Source organism: Methanobrevibacter sp. (assembly GCF_017468685.1).
Taxonomy (GTDB): domain Archaea; phylum Methanobacteriota; class Methanobacteria; order Methanobacteriales; family Methanobacteriaceae; genus Methanocatella.
The window spans coordinates 21706-39287 of sequence record NZ_JAFUHT010000021.1 but is presented as its reverse complement, the minus strand read 5'-3'; the positions used below and the strand labels follow the sequence as shown (position 1 = coordinate 39287).

Below are 17582 nucleotides of genomic sequence, written 5' to 3'. Positions count from 1 at the left end.
ATGAATAGATTGATTGTTAACTTATTATCGATTTCCAGAATCCTTTTTGGATTATTGTTTCTATATTTTGTTGTATTAAAATTAAATCTTGCATTTTTGATAATTATTTTTGCTTTAGCTATTGCTAGCGATATTCTTGACGGATATTTTTCCCGCAAATATGATCTGGTTGTTGATAATGGTTCCAGGATTGATGTTATTTGTGATTTTTTCTTTATAATCTTTTCAACTTTAGGACTCGTTTTAACTGATTTGGCTCCGTTTTGGTTTTTATTGATTATTATTTTGAAGTTAATTGAATTTTTCATGACTTCCGGTAATGGGGCCTTGAAATATGATAATTTCGGTACATTTGTAGCATATATGTTTTATGCTTTCCCTATTGTTGCAGTACTGATAAATTCTAAAAATATATCATTGATATTGACTATAACTATTACTGTATGTGCAATAGCATCTTCACTTTTAAGAATTAAAAACATGAGAGAATCAAATGATTAAGAAAATAGCTATTTATGGAAAAGGCGGAATCGGAAAAAGTACCACTGTTGCCAACCTGTCTGCCGTATGGGGCAGTGATGATTTGAATTGTCTTGTTATTGGATGCGATCCAAAGGCAGACACTACACGTACATTGTATGGAAAAAGAATTCCTACTGTTGTTAAAACTTTAAAGAATAACAGAAAACCTGAAAAGGAAGATTTGGTTTTCAAGGGTTTTAAGGAAATTCAATGTGTTGAAAGCGGTGGGCCTGAGCCTGGTGTCGGTTGTGCCGGCCGTGGGGTAATTGTAGCTATGAAACGCCTTGAAAAATTGGGCATTTTTGATGAGGATCTTGATGTTGTCGTATATGATGTTTTAGGTGATGTTGTCTGTGGTGGTTTTTCAGTGCCTTTGCGTGAAAAATATGCTGATGAAGTGCTGATTGTTACTTCAGGTGAGTATATGGCATTGTACGCTGCTAATAATATTGTCCGGGGTGTTAAAAAACTTAAGGGTAATTTAAGTGGTATTGTATTAAACTGTAGAAATGTGGATAATGAAGAGCAAATTGTTAATGACTTTGCCAAAAAGATAGGAACACATGTTATTGGTACTATCCATAGAAGTAATTTAATTCAAGAGGCTGAATTAGATGCAAAAACCGTTGTAGAAAAATATCCTGAAAGTGAAGAAGCACAAGAATACCGTAACCTAGCTTCAAGCATTATGCATAATGAAAATGTATCTGCTCCGGAACCTATGGATGATGAAGAATTTGAGGAATTTTTCAAATCATACTTATAGATACCATGATTTCACTGAGAAAAATTAATGGCATTCTGGTTGTCATAATAATTTTAATGCTTATACATCATGCTGTGCTGTCAGCATTATTTTTATATGGAGTTATTGATTATTCTCCCAGTTTTAAAATAACTGGAAGAAGACTTTTTTATCCTCTTGTAGCTCATATCATAATAAGTTTATATCTGTTTATTAAGGACAGGCGCAAAAATGTCAGGATTTACTCTGATTTAATTTCCGAAACAAATCAGCAGATAATTACTGGAATCGGAATAATTGTTTTTGTAAGCCTTCATATCATCTCTTATATGTTTCCTCCTGCCAATTTCTATTATGATTTTGGAAGAGGTTTGCTTCAATTAATTATTGATGGGATGATGTTTACATCAATATGTCTGCATTTGAGGGTAAGTATTCCTAGGATGCTTGTTTCATTCGGAATGCTCGAGTCAAAAAATGCATATTCAAATTTTAAAAGGAAGTTTAACATAATAATTTTAATCATATTGATTTTTTTAATTATGGCAGATATTGTCCGTTATGGGGTGTTAATGTGAATGTAGTAATTGTAGGTGCAGGACTTGCAGGTCTTACTGCAGCTGTCAGGGCAAGTGATTTGGGAGCAAATGTAAGTCTGATTTCTCCAAATTACTCTGAAACTTCCCAGTCAGTAATGGCTATGGGTGGAATAAATGCTTCATTAAACACTAAAGGAGAAAACGATTCGACTGAAAGACATTTCTGGGATACAATCAATGGAGGATGTGATATAAACAATCCTCAAGCGGTATTAAAGTTAACTAAAAATGCACCAAAAATCGTCAAATGGCTTGAAAGCATAGGAGTCAGCTTCACAAGAGATGAAAATAACAATATTGATTTGAGATACTTTGGAGGTCAAAAATTTGCAAGAACTGCATATGCAGGTGCAAGAACCGGAAAACAACTGGTTACATCATTAATCTCATTATGCAGAATGAAGGAAGTTGAAGGAAATGTTAAACGCTATGTGGGCTGGAGATTTTTATCGTTGGTTATTGAAAATAACAAATGTCATGGCATAATATGCATTAATGAGGATACCTCTGAAATTAAGGCTTTCAAGGGTAAGGTAATACTTGCCAGCGGAGGTATGAACAAGCTATTTGGAAAAACCTCAGGTTCTGTTTTAAATGATGGTTATGTTACAGCAAAAGCATTCAAGCAAGGTGTGACACTTGCAAATCTTGAAATGATACAGTATCATCCAACAACTGTTCAAACGTCATCAAAAAGGATGCTGATAACAGAAGCTGCCCGTGGAGAAGGCGGCAAACTGTTCGTAGTGAAAGATGGAAAACCGTGGTATTTCATGAAGGAATGGTATCCTGAAATGGCAGAGCTGATGCCAAGAGATGTTGTATCAAGAAGCATATACAAGGCTTCTCAGGCAGGCAAAAATCAAGTTTACCTTGATATCACTCATCTGGATGACGAAACTGTTAAAGTAAAACTGGATGAGGTCTATGATGTTTGCATGAAATATCTTAAATTGGATCCGACAACTGAACCGATTCCTGTTTATCCGGGCATTCATTATTTCATGGGTGGAATAAGAACTGATGAAAATCATAAAACAAATATTGAAGGATTATATGCAGCAGGAGAGTGTTCCTGCCAGTATCACGGTGCAAACAGGTTAGGTGGAAATTCTCTTTTGGGAGCGATTCACGGTGGCTGGGTTGCGGCCAAAAACATTGTTCTGGATGAATATTCAATCAATGAAGAAACAATTAGGAATGTGTTGGAAGATGAAATCGCTTCTGTCAAATCCTGGAACGATTCGGCAAATGGAGTTTCAATAAAAAGCATTGAAAATCAATTGGCATCAATAATGAATGATAATTTGGGAATATACAGAAACGAAAAGGATTTGTCAAATGCTTTAGCTAAAATTGATGAGTTAAATTCTGATATTAATGCAAATGGAAATTACTATGATTATGTGAAAATAAAATCATTATTGCTATTGGCTAAAGCATGCATATCTTCAGCTATTGAAAGAAAGGAAAGCAGAGGAGCACATCAAAGATTGGATTGTCCTGAAACCAGTGAAAGTTATCAAAAAACTACATGCATAAACTTTGATGGGGAAATTAAAATTACATTTGAGGGATTGGATGAGTGATGTGACAGTCAAAATCAAAATCAATGGCGAGTTCAAGGAATTTGAATATTCTGGTGATCTAAACATTCCAGTTACTGCTCTTCTTGAAGATATTGGTCATGTTACCTACTCATGCAGCTGCCTTCAGGGATTATGTGGAGCCTGTGCAATGGTAATCAATTCCCAGCCGAAGCTCGCATGTCAGACAATCGTTTCTGAAGAGCTGATGACAAAGGAATACGGACAAATCACAATAGAGCCATTATCAAAATTCCCATTAATAAGGGATTTGAAAGTTGACAAATCAAAATTATATGATGATTTAAAGGATTCCGGCCAATGGCTTAAAAGTGATGCTCAGATTAACAGGGACAATATCGATTTTGAATATGAAATGTCATTATGTCTGATGTGCGGATGTTGCGTTGAGGCATGTCCAAACTATGATGGTGAGGATTTTGTCGGAACACCTATTGCAGTATCTGCGTCAAAATTGGTAGCTCAGGAAAGAGATCCTAATCATTTAAAAGAATTGAAGGACAAATATAAGGATAAATTCTATCCTCATTGTCTAAAAACTATTGCCTGTGAGGATGTATGTCCAATGGGAATAAGCACTCAAAGAGCAATATCAAAAATGAACCGGAAATCTGTCTGGAAATTGTGGAGGATTTTTGATAGGGATTAACATGCTGTATTCAACTAATTATAAATCTCCTGTTGGAGATATGCTTATTGTAAGTGATGGGAAAGCTATTAAAGGCATTTGGTTTGACGGTCAAAAACATTTCAAATCAACAGTTGAAAGTGAATTAACTGTCAATGATGAGTTAATTATTTTTGAAAAGGTCAAAAAATGGCTTGATGATTATTTCAATGGTATAAATCCTGAAATCGATTTCAAGTTAAAGCCGGAGGGTACAGAATTCAGGAAAAAGGTATGGCAGATATTGTCAGAAATTCAATATGGTGAAACTATGACTTATGGTGAGATAGCATCAAAAATATCTCCTACAATGTCTGCTCAGGCCGTTGGCGGTGCAGTTGGTGCAAATCCGATAGCAATTGTCATTCCCTGTCATAGGGTTTTGGGAAAAAACGCAAAGCTTACAGGTTATGCTGCAGGAATAGATAAGAAAATGGAACTTTTGAAAATTGAAAACATCTCATTCAAAAGGTGATTCGATGTATTCTCATCATTTAAGGGTAATTTCTTTTGTTGCATTACTAATGCTTTTGGCTCTTTTAGTCTTTTTTTCAGATTTGCCGAGCAATGTAATTATTTCAATTGCTATAATAATGCTTTTTTTGATGATATTTACATATGTCTTTACAACCAAGGTTTCTGCACTGTTAAATGTGGTTTTGGTTTTGATAAGTTTCATTATGCTTCCGGTGTTCATATTGATCTATTTAGGAATTTTAAGTACATTTTCTCAAATCTGGCAGTCAATCATGTTTTTGGTTGCAGTTGTAATTGTCGGTTTGTTTTCAATTCAAATCATAATCATTCTTGACATTGTTGAGTTGAAATGGGATTAGGAAAAAATATTAACGATTAAAATAAATAAGGTAATATGGATTTGGCATGGAATATACTAGCAGGTAATGCAATATCACTAATCGCCGGAATATTCATTATTCTAAGCATGTGGGTTAATGATGAAAAACAGGCTTACAAATACCAGTTTCTCAATGCCTTTATCCTAATAATATCTTCTGTTTTTTTCCTGTCATGGACAGGAGTCACTACAATGGCCATTGCAGCAGCACGTAACATGATGGTTTATAAGGACAAATTGACATTCAACTGGACAATATTTTTCATAGTAATTTCTGTCGTTTTGGGTTTGATGGTAAATACTATGGGATTTGTCGGATTATTGCCAATAATTGCGATAATACAAATCACGTTATGTAATTACTATTTAAAATCAATCAAGACAATTAAAACAGGTTTTATTGTAAATAGTGCTATTTATGTAATTTATTTTTTAGCTATTCTGGATTTCTCATCTGCTGTTATTGAAAGTTTTACTGCATTAATCGGTTTGATTGCATTGTTTAGGTTAATTCATCAATGAAATCCAATATCACTTCAACACTTTGGCTTTGCTGATTTTGAGGTGTGATTTTTGAGGAATTGTCTCCTGATTGATTGCCGTAATATCCGAATTGGGCGTGATTTCCTCCATTAATGACATATTCAGTTAAATTGCTCATTAACGGTTTTGATTCATTATATTTTTCCATATTCAATACATTGTCTTTTGTGCCGTAAATTGACAATACTGGTTTGTCAATTTTTTCTGTAGGATAGGCTGCTAACAATATTAATCCGTCAGTTCTGTTTGTATGTGATAGGTATGATGAAGCAACATATCCTCCAAGTGAATGGCCGGACATGAAGTAATGTGTGTAGTTTGTCTTATCAATAATTGAATCTGCTTCATTTTCACCGAAAATTGCAAAATTAAGTGGCATTTCAACCAGATAACAGTCAACACCTTTTGAAGCCAGATTACAAAACATAGGCAAATATGATGTATACTCAACTTTAGCACCAGGATAGAAAATCAGTGCAGTATCGTTTCCGTATCCGTCAACAAAAAGTCCATTATCAATTTTTGTCACGTTAACCTTATCAGTTCCATTCAAATAATCAGTTGCAGTCTTTTCAGCATGATTGTAGCTTAAAAAAGTGAATGCAAAATATGCAAGCAGTATCACAATAATTACAATAATTCCAATTTTAACTTTTCTATTCATAATATTTTATATCTTAATTGTCCAATATAATTGTGAGGACAGATTATGAAAAAACTTGCAATTTTTGATTTTGACGGAACAATAATGGATTCGGTTCATGATGTTGTCATTTACTTGAATAAGGCATTGTCAATGTATGATTTTCCAACACTGACCAGTGATGAATATGTCAAGTATTTGGGAGGAAATATTGATGAAATCGTTTCACTTGTCCTTGAAGAGCAAAGCACTCCAGAAAATATTAAACTAATAAAGGATACCTACCTTGACATTTATTATGGAGCAGATAAGGAAAACACCATACCATTTCCAAAAAGCCGTGAGGTATTGCAAAAACTACAGGACAGGGGAGTATTGATTGCAATTAACTCAAACAGATTTACAGACTCCATTGAAACATTTACAGATAAATTCTTTGGCGATATTAATTTTTTATCGATAATGGGTCATGATTTTGATTATCCTTCAAAACCTGATCCTACAGCGGTTCTGCAAATAATCAAAAAGGCCAATGTAGCTCCGGATGAGACAGTATATATCGGAGATTCTGGAACTGACATTCAAACTGCAAAAAATGCTGGAATTGATTGTATCGTTGTAAAATGGGGATATGGAAACGAAAACGATTGGGAAAACGATTATCCTTTAGAGGCAATTGATGATTTTGATGAAATAATTAAATATTTCTAACATCATAAATCATAGTATGTTATTTGTTAATTATCCGAAATGTTCCACTTGCCGTAAAGCTAAAAACTGGTTAGAGGAACATGATTTAGAATATGAATCAAAACATATTGTTGAAGACAATCCTACTGCTGAAGAATTAAGGAAATGGTGGGAAATCTCCGAGTTGCCTCTTAAAAGATTCTTCAATACCAGTGGAATGAAATATCGTGAATTAAAACTTAAAGATAAGCTTCTAGACATGTCTGAGGATGAACAATTGGATCTTTTAGCTACTGATGGAATGCTTGTGAAAAGACCAATCCTTGTAAGTGATGATACTGTTTTAGTGGGTTTTAAAGTCAAGGAATGGGAAGAAAAATTATTATAGTTACTTTTAAGTAACTATTCTCTTTTTATTTAAGTTTAAACATAATCTCTTTAATAAAAGTTTAAATAACTTTTATAAAATTTTAAGGAGAAAATATTATGTTTAAATTAAACGCATGGAATGAAAACGAAAGTTTTTCTGTATCTAAAATTGCACAAAACGTAATTGCAACTGCTTGTGGCAGTGACATTAATACTGCATGTGGCAGTGATGTCACAGCTTCTGCTTGTGGTAGTGACATTAATACTGCATGTGGTGGAGATATTAACACTGCTTGTGGCTCTGATGTTGTTGCTTCTGCTTGTGGTAGTGACATTAATACTGCATGTGGTGGAGATATTAATACTGCTTGTGGCTCTGATGTTGTTGCTTCTGCTTGTGGTAGTGACATTAATACTGCAAGTGGTGGAGATATTAATACTGCTTGTGGCTCTGACATCACAACAGCTTGTGGATCAGACAGATTTTAAGATTATCCAATCTTAAAATCAAATTCTTTTTTTTTAAGGAGGCTTTTAAATGGCAGATTATTTTGCATTTCAATGGCATATTTTAGATGACTGTGACCAAAGATGTAAACACTGCTACATCTTTGCTGAAGATAATGACAAAGAACTACACACAATGAACTTCCGGGACATGGAAAAAGTAATTGAAAACGCCTTAAAAATGTGTAGAAAAACAAACCGCAAACCATATTTCAGCATAACTGGAGGAGATCCGATTCTACATCCTAATTTCTGGGATTTGCTTGAAATATTATATGAAAAAGAGATTGACTACAGTATAATGGGAAATCCATTTCACTTAACAGATGATGTATGTAAACGATTAGCAGATTTAAGCTGCAGACAATACCAATTATCCTTAGATGGACTAAGGAAAACTCACGATTATTTTAGAAAACCAGGTTCATTTGACATAACCTTAGAAAAAATCAAGACATTGCAGGACGCCGGTGTAAGGGCAAGCATAATGACAACAGTGTCCAATGTCAATATAGATGAAATTCCAAGACTCATTGATGTTATTGTACAAAAACAGGTTGGACTATTCAGTTTTGCAAGATACTGTCCAACAGGAGATGATGACACATCCCATGTCACACCAGAAGAGTATAAGCAACTTTTGGAAAAAGTATGGGAAAAATATAATGAATACCAGCAATCCAATACATATTTCAATTTAAAGGATCACTTATGGACATTATTTTTATATGAAAAGGGACTATTTAAAATCCCTGAAAACCTAAAAAGTGATGTAATATATGATGGTTGCAACTGTGGAAACAGTCATATGACAATACTACCGACAGGAGATGTCTTTGCATGCCGAAGAATGGACAGTAAAGTTGGAAATGCCTTGACAGATGATTTGTTTGAAATTTTCACAGGTGAAGAAATGGACACTTACAGGCAATTCGAGAACTTTGAAAAATGCAGCAAATGTGAACTTTTAAGATTCTGCAGAGGATGTCCTGCAGTAAGCTACGGATACACTAATAATATGTATTCGTCAGATCCTCAATGTTGGAAGGTGATAGAATGAAAGCGGTCGTACTTGAAAAAACATGCAAAGCTAATGAATTAAAGGTAAGTGAAGTTCCAATTCCTGAAGTCAAGCCTGACTGGCTACTGGTTAAAGTGCTCGGATTTGGAATTAATCGTTCTGAAATTGTGCTTAGGGACCATGAAGCGGATGAAGATTATATCAATTTGCCTGTGATACCGGGTATAGAGTGTGTAGGTGAGATAATTGACCCGTCAAACACTCATTTTGAGAAGGGTGACATTGTTGTTGGTCTGATGGGTGGAATGGGAAGGTCATTTGATGGATCTTATGCTGAGTATGCATTGCTTCCCCAAAAGAATGTCTTCAAAATACCTGAGTGCGTTTTCGGATATTTATTAATTGAGGAGATAATTTCAATTCCTGAAACATATTTTACTGCATTCGGTTCAATCAAATCATTAAAACTTAAAAAGGATGACACTATCTTAATTCGTGGTGCAACATCTGCTGCAGGATTGTCAGCAATGCAGTTGGCTGATGCAATAGGAGCGACAATAATTGCCACAACAAGAAATGAAAATAAAGTTGGAAATCTTTTATTAAACCGTGCAGATTATGTAATTATAGATGATGGAAATATTGAAGATAATGTACGGGAAATATGTCCTGAGGGTGTAGATAAGGTTCTGGAATTTGTTGGTCCAAAAACCCTCGAAGATTCAATGAAATGCTTGAAAAAAGGTGGAATATGCTGTAATACTGGAATTTTAGGTGGTGAAGAGTATATTGTGGAATTTGATCCTATCAAATCAATACCTAATGACAGGTATTTGACTTCATTTTTCTCAAACTATCCTACTCAGGAACTGATTGATGAATTGTATATTTTCGTTGCGGAAAATGACATCAATCCAAAGATTGGCAGGGTCTTCACTGATTTAGAGGATATAGGTGAGGCTCATGAGCTGATGGAGTCAAATAAAGCTTATGGAAAAATAATATTCAGGTTAGAAAAATGATAACAAAAGAAGAGTGTTTCAAGCAATTGAGAGAAGTTATAGATGCGACATTGTCCACAGTTGACAAAAATGGCAATCCTCAATCAAGAATCATTGATATAATGTATATTGAGGATGACAGGATATATTTCTTGACAGCCCGTGGAAAACATGTCTATGAAGAGATTTTAAACCATCCGCAGGTCAGCTATTTGTGTTTGAACAACAACAAGACCATCAGGATAAGTGGTAAGGCACATAAGCTGGATGACCAGAAATACTGGATAGATTTGATGTTTGATGAAAACAAGTTCCTGAACAATGTCTATCCTGGAGCTGCAAGATATATTCTGGAGCCTTTCTGCATTGAAGATGGTGAAATGGAGTTTTTTGACCTTACACAAAATCCAATTTACAGAAAATCATTCACCTTGGGCAATGGTAGGATTACGCCTAAGGGATTTGAGATTACTGATGTCTGTGTGGGTTGTGCAACATGCTTTGGAGCCTGCCCGCAGCATGCGATAAATGAGGGCACTCCTTATGAAATCATGAAAGAGCACTGCTTACATTGTGGCAGGTGCTTTGAAAATTGTCCAACATCAGCTATAATTAAATTATAGCTTTATTTTTTCTTTTTTTCAATTAAGTTACCTCCAGGTTACTTAAAAATTATTTATATTAAATCATAAATTTTTAATTAGTGATTAAATGGTAACTGATAGTGATGCAAGTATATGTCCGATTGAACTGGCAATGCAATTGATTAACAGAAAGTGGGTTATTCAAATTTTAAGGGACATGTTTTTTGGCAAAACCCGTTTCAATGAATTTAAGGAGGATAAACCCGGATTGTCAAATAAGGTATTGAGTCATTGCCTTAAGGACATGGAGGAAAACCAGCTTATAAAAAGGCATGAGCTTGAAGACAGTATTGAATATAAACTGACTGAAAGAGGTCAGGCTTTAAATAAAGTGTTGTATGAGCTTGCAATGTTTACCTTGACAAGTGATCTTGCAGATAAATACTATTCCGAAGAACGTGTTGATGAATTAAAAATAGTCTTTAATGATGCTCTTTTAAAAGAAGATGGTTAGGAATTTTTTGATTTTTTTTTGGGAAAGTGGGAGTTCATCTATTCGGTTTAGATTCGTAGTAGCGGCAAACTAATGTTGCCTCAAAAAATTCCCTTTTTGGAAATCCTATGAAACAATTAATGGGGATTAATTATTTTGGAGGTTAAATCTATTTTTTTTGCTGATTAATTACAAAAACTTATATTAGTGAAACTAATAATATAAGAGTAAGATTAATATCTTACTCTTTAGTTGTATCGATACAACAGCTTGTTTGGATATCGCTACCACATGGGCCTGGTAGGATTTTGGTTGTATCAATACAGCAACTTGTTTTTATACTGCTTGAACAAGATGTCTCGATCATGTTTAGGTTTGTTGTGTCAACACAACAGCTAGTGTTTATGCTTTTGTCTCTCTGAGTATTAATCACATCTTGTGCAATTTTGTTTGGGGAAAATTTTTCATTTTCATTCCAACTGTTTAATTTAAACATTTTTGCCATCTCCTAAATTTTGAAAGCCACATTGCTGCAACTTTCAATACAAACTTATGTAAATGGTATATAAATGCTTTTCGTAACCATTCACTCACTACCTGAAAAACCGAAAGGTTTATATACTATAAAAAAGCAGGTAATATAGCCGACTGATTTTTAGGAGGAAACTACAATGACCATGACTAAACATATAAAAAAATGTCCTATCGAATTAGTTGTAAATTTAATAAGAAAAAAGTGGGTTATCCACATAATCCGAGACCTGTTCTTTGGCAAAACCAGATTTCATGAATTCAAGGAAGGAAAACCAGATCTTTCAAACAAGGTTTTAAGCAACTGTCTAAAAGATATGGAGAAAAACGGCTTGATTCACAAAATCGTTGATAAAATAGACAAAAAGAACGTGAAATACAAATTGACAGAAAAAGGCGAATCATTAAACAAGGTATTATATGAAATCGCCATGGTAACAGTCGACAGTGAAAATTACTCTGATAAAATCAGAAACGACTTGAAAACAACCTTCAAGGAAAAATTATTATAGGATTTTTCACTTAAAATTGGGTTGCGGTGTGAACCCAAAAACACTACTTTTTTTAAAATATGCTTATTTCAATGATTAACTTTAAAATACATTAAAATCATATTTAATATTGAATAAAATATTTTAGGGGACAAAATATTGTTAGATATAAAATTATTCAGAGAAAATCCGGAATTAATAATAGACTCTGAAAAGAAAAGATTTAGAGACACAGAAAACGTGGAAAAAGTAATAGAATATGACACCTTATGGAGAGAAGGTGAAAGAAAACTCAATTCACTTAGATCTGAGAAAAATAAATTATCAAAATCATTCAAAAAAGCAAAAGAAGAAGGTAATTTGGAAGAAGTGATTGCAAGATCCAAAGAAGTTGCAGCAGAAATCAAGGAATTGACAGCTAAAAACGCTGAATACCTTGAACTCAGAGACGACTACAGATACAAGGTAGGAAACATCATAGATGAAGATGTTCCAATATCCGACACTGAAGAAGATAATGTAGTGGTGCGAACCTACGGTGAAATCCCGGAATATGACTTTGAACTATTAAACCATGTTGATTTGATTAACAAAATCGATGGTGCTGATTTGGAAACCGCAGCAAGCATTGCAGGAGCCCGTTTTTACTATCTAAAACGTGATATCCTGCACTTGAACTTGGCTTTAATTCAGTTTGCACTTTCAGAACTTGAAGCTGAAGGCTACATTCCAATGCAGACACCATTCTTTGTAAAAGGGGAAGTTGCAGCGGAAACCTCAGAACTGGGCGAGTTTGAAGAAACATTATATAAAGTGGAAAATGAGGACATGTACCTTATTGCAACTGCTGAGCAGACCCTAGCAGCACTTCACAGGGATGAAATCATCTCACCTGATGAATTGCCTTTAAGATACTGTGCACTTTCAACATGCTTTAGAAAAGAGGCAGGATCCCACGGAAAAGACACTCTAGGAATTTTCAGGGTTCATCAGTTCGAAAAAATCGAACAGTTCATCTACTCAACACCTGAAGATTCAAGAAACCAGCATGACCATCTGATGGAAGTTACTGAAAGGATTTATCAAAAATTAGGTCTTCCATACCAGGTTATAGCTATTGTATCTTCTGCTTTAAACGACAATGCAGCTATCAAATACGACCTTGAGGCATGGTTCCCAGGATCAGGTGCATTCCGTGAACTGGTGTCATGTACCAACTGTAAGGATTACCAGGCCCGTAAAACAAAGACACGTGTTGGAAGAGCAGGTTCCGGGGATGCACAGATATTGCACACCTTAAACAGTACTGCAATTGCAACCGAACGTACAATGTGCTGTATTTTGGAAAACTATCAGCAGGCTGATGGTAGCGTTAAAATTCCTGAAGTGCTGGTCCCTTACATGAATGGAAAAACAGTTATCGAAGCTAAAAAATAGATTAAAAAAAGGGTGTTATCTCACACCCATTCAATTCTTATTCTTCTTTTTATTTCAGATGTGTTTTTTTTAAAGTTTTACTATTTTTAACATCTTCGATGATTTTAATTATCGTTCAATATTTTTTTGGTATTGTTTCATCTGATTTTTCAATAAGATAATTGTAATTTGTAAGGGTTATTAATTATTTGATTAATCATAAATTATGGAACCAAAATGGATTTTATTCTCTTTTTTGATTTAAACTTGTTATCGTCATTATTAATCGATATCTCTCTGTATTATAAGAATGTTAAATTGACTTTTAAATAGGATTTAATGCCTTTTTTTTAAATTTTTTTTACACTTGAACAATAACTTTTTTTGATTTATTTTCTAAATTATTATAATATGGTACTATATTTTTAATTTTAAACTATTATTTATAAATTTTCATATTTTAATAAATTAAATAAGTTTATATATTATTAAATCATAATATAAATTAAATAATTATTGGACTTTTTAGTATTATTTCAATTGTATTTGGATATAATATTCTCGTGATTGGAAACTCATAATTATAACCTCCAACAAAATTATGTTTAAAGTCATGAGGTGTTAAAATGTCTGATAAAGAAACATTAATTGGTGATGAAATGATAAAAGCGCAATTAATTAAAAAATCAAATAAATTAGGCATCTCTTTGGATGAATTAATTGAAAGGTATATCAGAAGAGGTTTATATGGTGATGATTATTACACTCAACCTCAACTTTCCAAAAAAGAAATCGATGAAATATTTAAAAGAAATATGGAAAGGGATAAGAAAAATAGTATTCCTTCAAAAAGGGAATAATTTATATTATTGGAGGGATTGTAATGATTTTTTTAGATAGTGGCTATTTTAAAGCATTACATGATGATAAAGATCCTTATCATAATGAATCTTTGAAAATTAAAGATTATATCAATGAACAGAATGAAAAAACTGTGATTAATACTACAGTACTTGTTGAAACATTAAACAGAGTCACTGGTTCTTATGATATTGTCAAAAAAGTTCATGATGATTTGCATGCAAAAAATAAAGTAGTCCAACTAACTGATGAAGATTATGAACAATCTTTAGAAGTTAGTGCTTGGTTCGGAAATTCCATTAATTATAGTGATTGTACAATTCTCAACACTATGATGGGAATGGGTATTGATACAATCGTTTCATTTGATTCAGATTTCAGAAAAATAGATATATTAGATGTGATTTTTGCAATGTAGGTGAAAGTATGAATATTCAATATGAGTTTCAAAATGAAAAACTTAAAAAATTGGTTGAAGAGAAGGCTAATCAAGTAAATATTCCCGTTAATGAATTAATTTCAAATTATATTAATCGTGGGTTAATGGGTGATAATTGCAATGATGATACTTTCAGGAAACTACATTCTGAAAAATTTCTAAATGAAGTTAATGAAGCACTGAATGTAGATTAATCATCTAGTTTCCAATATGTTTTTTAACATTTAAATCCAAATATTATTTAGAGGGTTTAAAATGAAAACTGTTGTAATCAATGCAAGTCCAAGAAAGAAATGGAACACTGCAGAAATCATGCAGTCTGCTCAAAAGGGTGCTGAATCTGTTGGTGCTGAAACTGAATACATTAACTTGTATGATGTTGATTTTAAGGGTTGTAGGAGCTGTCTTGTTTGCAAACTTAAGGGAAAGGAAAAGTGCAAGTGCTATTGGAGGGACAATCTCTCCCCAATAATTGAAAGGATTCTGGCAGCTGACACCTTGCTTATCGGCACTCCAATATATTTCGGTGAGCCTACTGCTGAGTTCAGGGCTTTGATTGAAAGATTGATATTTTGTGTGCTTTCATATGATGACGGTTCAAGCTATTTCACTGGCAAGATTAATGTCGGATTGTTTTACACTATGAACGCTCCATTGCAGTTTTTTGAGGATTCAATGAAGGATAATCTGGCAAAAACAGAATTTCTGTTCTCATTTTTAAATGGTGAAGTCACTTCATATCCAGTCTGTGACACCATTCAGGTCAGTGACTATTCCAAGTTCAACATGGCAGGCTTCAGTCAGGAAGCAAAGGAAAAGCAATGGATTTTGCAGTTTCCCAAGGATTTGGAAAAGGCATTTAAGATTGGCGCGGAGCTATCCAAATGAAGGCAATCGTGATTAATGCCGGTCCCAAAAGAAAGGATATAAATGCGCAGCTGGCACAGTCTGCAGCTGATGGTGCCAAATCAGCAGGCGCTGATGTCGAATATATAGATTTATATAAGCTGAATCTCTCAGGCTGCAGAGTCTGTTTAATATGTAAAAATGATGAGGAAATCTGCAAGTGCTATTGGAGGGATGAACTCTCTTCTGTCATTGAAAAGATTCTATCATCGGATTGTCTTTTGATTGCAGCTCCAATATTCTTTTCACAGCCTACAAGCCATTTCATGGCATTGCTTGAAAGGTTGATATATTGCATTGTTTCATATAAGAGTGGAAACAAGTTTAAGGGCAAGGTCAATGTGGGACTGTTTTATACAATCAACTATTCGATGGATTACTTTGAAAAGTCAGTAAGGCCTCATATCAAACAGTCTGAGGATTTGTTTAAGATGCTAAATGGTGAGGTTGTCATTGAGACTTTTTCCAATATATCCAAGAATGTTTCATCCAATTCATCAGATGAGGAATTAAAAGCAAAACAAAAGCAGTTCAATAATGATTTGAACACTGTTTTTGAAATTGGCTCAAAATTAAGCAAATAATTTTTTAACGTATACAAATTTTAAAAATGAATACATTTATATACTATGTCTGCACAATATTTAATTGTATACAAAAACCAAAATTGTAATACAAAATTGTAGGTGATACAATGACAGACCAAAAAAGAACTAGAAAATTTGTATTCGGAAACGAAAGATTCGGAGGATCATACACTCCGGGAGAATTCCAATTCAATTTCCCTGAAGATATGACTCGTGAAGACTTCGAAAAAATGTTTTCCGAAAGAATGGATGCACTTTACAGAAAAGGAAATGATTTAAAAGATGAATTCTTTGACAATTCCTCAAAAAGAAAAGAAAATTTAAAGCCATTGAGCATACGAGTAAAACCTCACACAAAGGAATTCTTTAAAAACCACTCAATTCTCTCACCACGAGATGTACTTGAGATGTATGAGGAATTCAACAATGGAAGTGAAGCATTCATAAATTCATTGCTTGAAGAAGAAAAACAATTGGAAAATGAGTTATCAGAAATTCAGGAAAAACTACATAATGCAAAACTGTTCAAGGACAAATTGGTTGATTTAAAACCCGAAAATGAGGTTTTAACCGACCAGGACAAACTCATAATTTTAAAACAGAAGTACGACAGATCAGAAGTCAAGGAAATAGGCAATGAAACTTCACTTGGAAAAGCCCAAAATGACATCATAAGAGATATTCAGATATATAATACATTGATAATAAGAGTGTATGACAATCAGGTATTGTCAATTGGTGTTTACACCAATGCTGAGCCGGTCGTGTATTACTTTAAAAATGAATATTCTGATGATGATATTTCTGAGATTTTAAATCATGTTGAGGAGTATTGTAAAGAGAATGAAATTGAATTTAGCTCAATGCAAAATTCACTTTTTGATGAATAATTTAAACAGGAAGTGTGCAAACGTGATTTTTCACACTTCAACTTTTTTTTTAGTATTTGTATGGTGATGGTGGAAATTTTTCATAGTTTTCAAGCCTTAATCTGAAAGGATTAAGCTGATTCCTTCAACAATCAAGACTATTCCAATGATTATTGCAATATATATCGGTTCGGATATTGCAAATGCTGCAAGTGCGATTGCAATAATACCCATTATCAATACAAGTATTGAAGAAAAAGCAGATACACGGCTCATTTTGGATAAAAGTCCAGTGATACCGAATACTATCATAATAAATCCGACAAGGTAGAATTGGATGCCGATAAGGAATGATAATGCATCGATATAGAATATAAACAGGAATCCAAATATAATAGCTAGAATGCCTATGATTATGGCTATTGTTGAAAAGGTATTGTTATATGGGCTTCTCATATTCCATCCCATGAACGCTGCTGATATTCCAAAGAAAAGCAAGCTTAAACCCACTATGATTGAAATTAGCTCTGATGAAAACATGGGAAATATTATAAAAAGCAAACCAAGAATTATCGCCAATAATCCTGCACTTTTGTTAACCATTCACCTTCACCTCCATTTGATAAACTAATTTT

General features: G+C 33.7%; 27 protein-coding genes. 23 read left to right on the top strand and 4 right to left on the bottom strand.

The annotated features are described in order from the left end of the window. Genes IJ258_RS03190 through IJ258_RS03165 form a run of 6 tightly spaced genes read left to right on the top strand, consistent with a single transcriptional unit; the run spans position 1 to position 4615 of the window. Positions 1–501, top strand: coding sequence for a CDP-alcohol phosphatidyltransferase family protein (locus tag IJ258_RS03190; protein ID WP_292802804.1), 501 nt, complete (start codon positions 1–3; stop codon positions 499–501). Next, the gene (gene cfbC, locus IJ258_RS03185; protein WP_292802801.1) at positions 494–1288 is read left to right on the top strand and encodes a Ni-sirohydrochlorin a,c-diamide reductive cyclase ATP-dependent reductase subunit; all 795 of its coding nucleotides are present in this window, start codon (positions 494–496) and stop codon (positions 1286–1288) included. The genes IJ258_RS03190 and cfbC overlap by 8 nt, the downstream gene beginning before the upstream one ends. Before the next feature lie 5 nt (positions 1289–1293). Then, on the top strand, positions 1294–1845 hold the full coding sequence (locus IJ258_RS03180; protein WP_292802798.1) for a hypothetical protein: 552 nt from the start codon (positions 1294–1296) through the stop codon (positions 1843–1845). Next, positions 1842–3455: an FAD-binding protein gene (locus IJ258_RS03175; protein WP_292802795.1), complete on the top strand. Its 1614-nt coding sequence runs from the start codon at positions 1842–1844 to the stop codon at positions 3453–3455. The genes IJ258_RS03180 and IJ258_RS03175 overlap by 4 nt, the downstream gene beginning before the upstream one ends. Next, positions 3448–4122, top strand: coding sequence for a 2Fe-2S iron-sulfur cluster-binding protein (locus tag IJ258_RS03170; RefSeq protein ID WP_292802792.1), 675 nt, complete (start codon positions 3448–3450; stop codon positions 4120–4122). Before IJ258_RS03175 ends, IJ258_RS03170 begins: the two co-directional genes overlap by 8 nt. Next, positions 4109–4615, top strand: coding sequence for a methylated-DNA--[protein]-cysteine S-methyltransferase (locus tag IJ258_RS03165; protein WP_292802789.1), 507 nt, complete (start codon positions 4109–4111; stop codon positions 4613–4615). The genes IJ258_RS03170 and IJ258_RS03165 overlap by 14 nt, the downstream gene beginning before the upstream one ends. A gap of 15 nt (positions 4616–4630) precedes the next feature. On the opposite strand, the gene IJ258_RS03160 is transcribed toward IJ258_RS03165, so the two are convergent. Continuing rightward, entirely contained in the window at positions 4631–4819 is a 189-nt protein-coding gene (locus IJ258_RS03160; RefSeq protein WP_292802786.1) for a hypothetical protein, read from the bottom strand. A 19-nt stretch (positions 4820–4838) separates the two neighbouring features. Here IJ258_RS03160 and IJ258_RS03155 point away from each other — a divergent pair, with 19 nt between their 5' ends. Together IJ258_RS03155 and IJ258_RS03150 are read left to right on the top strand one after the other, a co-directional pair. Next, a complete protein-coding gene (locus IJ258_RS03155; RefSeq protein WP_292802783.1) occupies positions 4839–4976 on the top strand; it encodes a hypothetical protein in 138 nt (45 codons plus the stop codon). Positions 4977–5011: 35 nt separating this feature from the next. Then, the gene (locus IJ258_RS03150) at positions 5012–5518 is read left to right on the top strand and encodes a YgjV family protein (protein ID WP_292802780.1); all 507 of its coding nucleotides are present in this window, start codon (positions 5012–5014) and stop codon (positions 5516–5518) included. Here the strand turns inward: IJ258_RS03150 and IJ258_RS03145 are convergent. Beyond that, entirely contained in the window at positions 5499–6203 is a 705-nt protein-coding gene (locus IJ258_RS03145) for an alpha/beta hydrolase (RefSeq protein ID WP_292802777.1), read from the bottom strand. The two genes, IJ258_RS03150 and IJ258_RS03145, sit on opposite strands and share 20 nt — an antisense overlap. A gap of 45 nt (positions 6204–6248) precedes the next feature. On the opposite strand from IJ258_RS03145, the gene IJ258_RS03140 reads away from it, so the two are divergent. The 7 genes from IJ258_RS03140 (at position 6249) to IJ258_RS03110 (ending at position 10868) form a co-directional block, all read left to right on the top strand. Continuing rightward, entirely contained in the window at positions 6249–6893 is a 645-nt protein-coding gene (locus IJ258_RS03140; RefSeq protein WP_292802774.1) for an HAD family hydrolase, read from the top strand. A gap of 16 nt (positions 6894–6909) precedes the next feature. Continuing rightward, positions 6910–7260, top strand: coding sequence for an arsenate reductase family protein (locus IJ258_RS03135; protein WP_292802771.1), 351 nt, complete (start codon positions 6910–6912; stop codon positions 7258–7260). Between the two features lie 98 nt (positions 7261–7358). After that, positions 7359–7730, top strand: a complete 372-nt coding sequence (locus IJ258_RS03130; RefSeq protein ID WP_292802768.1) for a hypothetical protein — start codon at positions 7359–7361, stop codon at positions 7728–7730. Positions 7731–7779: 49 nt separating this feature from the next. Continuing rightward, positions 7780–8808, top strand: a complete 1029-nt coding sequence (acgM, locus tag IJ258_RS03125) for a radical SAM/SPASM domain protein, ACGX system (protein ID WP_292802765.1) — start codon at positions 7780–7782, stop codon at positions 8806–8808. Further along, a complete protein-coding gene (locus IJ258_RS03120; RefSeq protein ID WP_292802762.1) occupies positions 8805–9791 on the top strand; it encodes a zinc-binding dehydrogenase in 987 nt (328 codons plus the stop codon). The genes acgM and IJ258_RS03120 overlap by 4 nt, the downstream gene beginning before the upstream one ends. Continuing rightward, positions 9788–10393, top strand: coding sequence for a pyridoxamine 5'-phosphate oxidase family protein (locus IJ258_RS03115; RefSeq protein ID WP_292802758.1), 606 nt, complete (start codon positions 9788–9790; stop codon positions 10391–10393). Before IJ258_RS03120 ends, IJ258_RS03115 begins: the two co-directional genes overlap by 4 nt. Positions 10394–10481: 88 nt before the next feature. Continuing rightward, positions 10482–10868, top strand: coding sequence for a helix-turn-helix domain-containing protein (locus IJ258_RS03110; RefSeq protein WP_292802755.1), 387 nt, complete (start codon positions 10482–10484; stop codon positions 10866–10868). Positions 10869–11088: 220 nt separating this feature from the next. On the opposite strand, the gene IJ258_RS03105 is transcribed toward IJ258_RS03110, so the two are convergent. Then, positions 11089–11343 carry a hypothetical protein gene (locus IJ258_RS03105; protein ID WP_292802752.1) on the bottom strand — a complete coding sequence of 85 codons (255 nt, stop codon included), beginning with the start codon at positions 11341–11343 and terminating at the stop codon, positions 11089–11091. Between the two features lie 181 nt (positions 11344–11524). Between IJ258_RS03105 and IJ258_RS03100 the strand changes: the two genes are divergently transcribed. The 8 genes from IJ258_RS03100 (at position 11525) to IJ258_RS03065 (ending at position 16968) form a co-directional block, all read left to right on the top strand. Next, a complete protein-coding gene (locus tag IJ258_RS03100; RefSeq protein WP_292802749.1) occupies positions 11525–11890 on the top strand; it encodes a helix-turn-helix domain-containing protein in 366 nt (121 codons plus the stop codon). 138 nt (positions 11891–12028) lie between these two features. Continuing rightward, positions 12029–13306 carry a serine--tRNA ligase gene (gene serS, locus IJ258_RS03095; RefSeq protein ID WP_292802746.1) on the top strand — a complete coding sequence of 426 codons (1278 nt, stop codon included), beginning with the start codon at positions 12029–12031 and terminating at the stop codon, positions 13304–13306. A 605-nt stretch (positions 13307–13911) separates the two neighbouring features. Then, positions 13912–14145, top strand: a complete 234-nt coding sequence (locus tag IJ258_RS03090) for a hypothetical protein (RefSeq protein ID WP_292802743.1) — start codon at positions 13912–13914, stop codon at positions 14143–14145. A gap of 23 nt (positions 14146–14168) precedes the next feature. Next, the gene (locus tag IJ258_RS03085) at positions 14169–14564 is read left to right on the top strand and encodes a type II toxin-antitoxin system VapC family toxin (RefSeq protein WP_292802740.1); all 396 of its coding nucleotides are present in this window, start codon (positions 14169–14171) and stop codon (positions 14562–14564) included. Between the two features lie 8 nt (positions 14565–14572). Next, positions 14573–14779, top strand: coding sequence for a hypothetical protein (locus IJ258_RS03080; protein ID WP_292802737.1), 207 nt, complete (start codon positions 14573–14575; stop codon positions 14777–14779). A gap of 61 nt (positions 14780–14840) precedes the next feature. Continuing rightward, a complete protein-coding gene (locus tag IJ258_RS03075) occupies positions 14841–15473 on the top strand; it encodes a flavodoxin family protein (protein WP_292802734.1) in 633 nt (210 codons plus the stop codon). Then, positions 15470–16075, top strand: coding sequence for a flavodoxin family protein (locus IJ258_RS03070; protein WP_292802731.1), 606 nt, complete (start codon positions 15470–15472; stop codon positions 16073–16075). Before IJ258_RS03075 ends, IJ258_RS03070 begins: the two co-directional genes overlap by 4 nt. Before the next feature lie 110 nt (positions 16076–16185). Further along, positions 16186–16968 carry a hypothetical protein gene (locus IJ258_RS03065; protein WP_292802728.1) on the top strand — a complete coding sequence of 261 codons (783 nt, stop codon included), beginning with the start codon at positions 16186–16188 and terminating at the stop codon, positions 16966–16968. 96 nt (positions 16969–17064) lie between these two features. Here the strand turns inward: IJ258_RS03065 and IJ258_RS03060 are convergent, their stop codons facing one another. Continuing rightward, positions 17065–17550 (bottom strand): DUF308 domain-containing protein, encoded by a 486-nt coding sequence (locus IJ258_RS03060; RefSeq protein ID WP_292802724.1) that lies wholly within the window; start codon positions 17548–17550, stop codon positions 17065–17067. Positions 17551–17582 lie beyond the last annotated feature (32 nt).